3 protein-coding genes are annotated in these 3416 nt (G+C 67.8%); all 3 read left to right on the top strand.

The annotated features are described in order from the left end of the window. Nucleotides 1-293 precede the first annotated feature (293 nt). Nucleotides 294-1598 carry a tetratricopeptide repeat protein gene (locus V5A19_RS14090; protein WP_332319919.1) on the top strand — a complete coding sequence of 435 codons (1305 nt, stop codon included), beginning with the start codon at nucleotides 294-296 and terminating at the stop codon, nucleotides 1596-1598. Between the two features lie 66 nt (nucleotides 1599-1664). Next, complete coding sequence (locus tag V5A19_RS14085; RefSeq protein ID WP_332319918.1) at nucleotides 1665-2714, top strand: efflux RND transporter periplasmic adaptor subunit; 1050 nt, start codon at nucleotides 1665-1667, stop codon at nucleotides 2712-2714. After that, the coding region (locus tag V5A19_RS14080) for an ABC transporter ATP-binding protein (RefSeq protein WP_332327974.1) at nucleotides 2698-3416 on the top strand (719 nt) is incomplete at its 3' end. The genes V5A19_RS14085 and V5A19_RS14080, both read left to right, overlap by 17 nt.

Genomic DNA, 3416 nt, shown 5'->3' with positions numbered 1-3416 from the left:
CGCGAAGAAGCCCATGAGCTGGCCGAGGAGGCCCGCGAGCACGCCCGTGAGACGGAGCAGGAGCGCGGCGAGATTGAGGAAGAGGCCGACGAGGCCCACCAAGAGCAGGAAGAGCTCGGTGAAGAGAACCGCCGTCAAGGGCGAGGAAACAACCCCTGACCCCCCCTTCGAACCCGTCCCCCAACGTGGAGGGGCCGGGAATTACCGCCACCCCGCCCCTCGGGCCCGCCTCCGGCGGGCCTTTTTACGTTAATATGGGGCCCTAACCAGACACCGAAAAGGGAGGACACCGAATGGTCCCCCACCTCTGGCGGGCGGCCGCTGTTGCGGCGGCCTTGGTGAGCACCCCGGCCGTGGCTCAAACGGATGCCAAGACGGAGTTCGACCGGGGTGTGGCCGCCTACAAAGCCGAGGAGTACGGTCAGGCGGTAGGGCACTTCCAGGCCGCTCGCGCCGCCGGTCTTTCTTCCCCGGCTCTACTCCACAACCTGGGGTCCAGCTACTACAGGCTGGGACGCTACGACAAGGCCGAAGCGGCTTTCCGTGAACTGGCCAAGGACCCCGCCAATCGGGGGATCGCCCATTACAACCTAGGGCTTATCGCACTGGCTCGAGACAACCCGGAGCGGGCACGCGGGCAGTTCCAAACGGCCAAAGAAAGCACCCACAACGACGGCCTCCGGCGATTGACCGACGAGCAACTGGCCGAGCTCGGGGACGACCAGAGCCCCAGCCGGTTTTATGCCCTGCTGTCCGCCAGTCTCGGCTACAACGACAACGTCACTTTGTCACCGGACGATACCGCCGCCAGCACCGACACCGATGACGTCTTCCTGGAATACCTGGCCGCCGGCACTTTCCAGGCCACTGGCAACCCCAGCAATGGCCTGCAGCTAAAAGCGAGCCTCCTCGGCCTGGATTACACGGACGTGGATCGCTTCGACCAGACCTATCTGCGCGCCGGACCTGAATGGGACCGCCGCTTGGGTCGCTGGGACACTGATCTGGCAGCTTACACCGATTTCATTTACCTGGACGGCAGCCTCTTCGAGAGCATCTTGACCGGCGAGGCCGAGGGCCGGCGCGAGCTAGGCCCGAACACCACCCTGCGGCTGCGCTATCGCTTCAGCCACATCGAAGGCGATCCCCCCTATGACTACCTGACCGGCAGCCGCCATCGTACCTCGGTGGAAGGGCGGTACCGGGCCAGGGTCGACATCCGGCTGGGCTACAAGCTGGAATACAACGACCGCGAGGATCGATCTACCGCCGCCACTTTCACCAGCGTCTCGCCGACTCGTCACGAGGTTTTCCTCGAGGCTGCCTACCCCGCCGGCGCCTGGGAGGCCCAAGCCAAGGCCGAGTACCGCCGGAGCCGCTACCACGACGCCAACGCCAACGACGCAGGCCTTGACCGGGTGCGCGAGGACGACCGCATCCGCCTGGAGGCCAGCCTAACCCGGAAGCTTCCCTGGGATCTGCGGGCCTTTGCCGAGTACCAGCACACGGTCAACGATTCCAACATCGATTCCGGGAACCCCAACAATTACGATTACACTGCCACTGTCTACCAGTTTGGTCTGGAGCGCTATTTCTAAGGGATAAAAGACCCGCGGGCTGCCTTCCGGGGAGGCGCGCCGACTGGTTACACTACCCCCACCTCTATGGGCACCCGCCGAGGATCCTCCCCCTGTCATGAGTCGCTGCTTGCGCATCCTGCTGCCGGTACTGGTCATTGCCGCGATCCTTGCCGGCGGCTATTTCGCCTTCTGGGGCGAGGGACGGACGGCGGGGACCGCCCGGTTACGCTCTACGGCAACGTCGAGATCCGGGAGGCCGAGCTGGCCTTCGAGGTCAGCGGCCGCCTGGCCACCATCCGGGTCGCCGAGGGCGATCGGGTGGCTCAGGGCGAGCTGTTGGCCGAGATCGATGATCGCCGCCTTGGCCTGGCCGTAGCGGAGGCGGGGGCCCGCATAGCCGCCCAGCGCCAGCGGGTCCAGGAGCTCGAGCGCGGCTCCCGCCCCCAGGAGATCCGCCGGGCCCGGGCCGAGCTGGAGGCCGCCCGCGCCGAGCACGACAACGCCCGCAGCGACCTGAAGCGGCTGCGCGGTCTGGCCGAAAACCAGCAAGTCTCCCGACAGCGGATCGACGATGCGGAGACTGCCCTGGAGTCGGCCCGGGCGCGGGTCCGAAAGGCACGGGAAAGCCTCGAGCTGGCCGAGAAGGGCCCTCGCGAGGACCGCATCGCGACCGCCAAAGCCAAGCTGGAGGCGCAAGAAGCAGCCCTGGCCAACCACCGCGAGGACCTCGCCGATACCGAGCTCCACGCCCCCGCCCCGGGAATCGTGCGCAACCGCCTGATGGAACCGGGCGAGATGGCCTCCCCGCAGGTCCCGGCACTGACCCTGGCGCTGCGGGACCGGGTCTGGGTCCGGGCCTTCCTGCCCGAGCCACGGCTGGGCCGGGTAGCCCCGGGCAGGGCGGCGGTGATCCGCACCGACACCTTTCCCGACCGCTCTTTCCCGGCCCGCGTCGGCCACATCAGCCCCACCGCCGAGTTTACCCCCAAGACGGTCCAGACCACCGAGGTCCGGCCGGACCTGGTCTCCCGAGTGCGCATCAACGCCTGCGAGCCCTTCGACGCGCTACGCCTGGGCATGCCGGTAACCGTCAAGATCCAGCCCAACGATTTGGCCGATGCAGCCTGTCCCTGAGTCTGGTCCGGCCACCCCGGCGGTCAAGCTGGAAGGGGTGACCAAGCGCTTTGCCGGGAGAGCCGGCCCGGTAACCGCCCTGGACACCGTTTCCGCGTCGGTTGCCGGCGGCCAGGTGAACGGCATCATGGGCGCCGACGCTGCCGGCAAGACCACTCTGCTGCGGATCCTGGCCGGCCTGCTGGCCCCCAGCCAAGGCGAGGCACACACCCTAGGCCATGCCCCCGGCGGCGATGCGGTACGCGGGCGGGTGGGCTACATGCCTCAGAGCTTCGGGCTCTACGCTGAGCTCAGCGTTCACGAAAACCTGCGCCTGCACGCGGACCTACAGGGGCTCGCGGGCAGGGGCCGGCAAGAGCGCTTCGACGAGCTCATGGCCTTCGCCGGGCTGGGCCCTTTTGCGGACCGCCGGGCCGACCGCCTGTCCGGCGGCATGAAACAGAAGCTGGGACTGGCCTGCACCCTGGTCCATCCCCCCGAACTGCTGCTGCTGGACGAGCCTACGGCAGGCGTGGACCCCGTCTCCCGGAGCGATCTATGGGCCATTCTCTACCGCCTAGTGGCCGACGGCATGACGGTGGTGCTTTCCACCGCCTACCTGGACGAGGCCGAGCGCTGCGCCGAGGTTCTGCTGCTGCACCGGGGCCGGCTTCTGGCGCCGCATCAACGGCCTCGCCGAGTCGGGAGTCACAGTGCTGGTGA

The sequence above is a fragment of the Thiohalorhabdus sp. genome (genome assembly GCF_036628635.1).
Classification (GTDB): Bacteria; Pseudomonadota; Gammaproteobacteria; order Thiohalorhabdales; family Thiohalorhabdaceae; genus Thiohalorhabdus.
The sequence above is the reverse complement of the archived record's forward strand: the minus strand, read 5'-3'. Positions and strand labels throughout refer to the sequence as shown.